This is a genomic window from Streptantibioticus parmotrematis, assembly GCF_019890615.1.
GTDB classification, from domain to species: Bacteria; Actinomycetota; Actinomycetes; order Streptomycetales; family Streptomycetaceae; genus Streptantibioticus_D; species Streptantibioticus_D parmotrematis.
On sequence record NZ_JAINVZ010000062.1, the window covers coordinates 1 to 859 of the forward strand.

Annotated in this window: 1 protein-coding gene; it reads right to left on the reverse strand. The window is 75.4% G+C overall.

All coding sequences use genetic code 11. The features are described 5' to 3' along the window. Nucleotides 1–187 precede the first annotated feature (187 nt). Complete coding sequence (locus tag K7472_RS32230) at nucleotides 188–817, reverse strand: sigma-70 family RNA polymerase sigma factor (RefSeq protein ID WP_222982813.1); 630 nt, start codon at nucleotides 815–817, stop codon at nucleotides 188–190. Nucleotides 818–859: the final 42 nt, after the last annotated feature.

An 859-nucleotide genomic window follows, 5' to 3' on the forward strand; every position in this document is an offset into this window, starting at 1 on the left:
ACGGTGACGTGGGCGAACGCGGCTCCGGCACCGGCCAGGACGGTCGCGGCGGCGAGGCCGCCGGTCAGCACGGCACGACGCAGCAGCAGCGAACCGCGAGTGGGGGTCCGGGGAAGCGACATGGGGGTGAACTCCTTGGAGGGTGGGACGGGAGGGCGGCTCCGGGAGCCGCCCTCCCACCGGGGGGTCAGGCCGCGACGAGTTCCGCGGCCTCGATGGCGTGGATCAGCGAGGTCCTGGCGCGCGCCACGCGCGAACGCACCGTTCCGACCGGGCAGCCGGTGACGGTGGCGGCCTCCGCGTACGGCAGGCCGACCAGATGGGTCAGGACGAACGCCTCCCGGCGTTCGACGGGCAGGGCGTCCAGCAGTTCGCGCAGGGCCAGGCCCTCCTCGAAGCCGGGCAGACCGCGCGGCTGCGTGCGCTCCGCCACGAGCTGCCAGTCGGCGGTGTCGGACAGCCGGGGCCTGCTGGCGGCGTACCGGAAGCGGTCGGCGACCGTCCGGCGCGCTATGGACAGCAGCCAGGTACGCGCGCAGGACCGCCCCTCGAACCGGGGCAGGCTGCACAGGACGCGCAGGTAGGTCTCCTGTGTCAGGTCGTCGGCGGCCTGACGGTCGCCGCTGAGGTGGGCCACGTAGCGCCACACGTCGAGCCGGGTGGCGCGCACGAAGCGTTCGACGGCCAGCGGTGAGCCGTCGCGGGCCGCGAGGGCCAGCTCGGTCACCGCGGCGTCGGCGGCCGCGTACGGCCCGGGGGCGGTGTCACGAGCACCAGGCCGCCGGGGGCGCGCGGGCGTACTGAGGGCAGGGGTCATCACCAAGGGTCCTTGGAGGTGATCCGGACGGCGTCGGGCCGC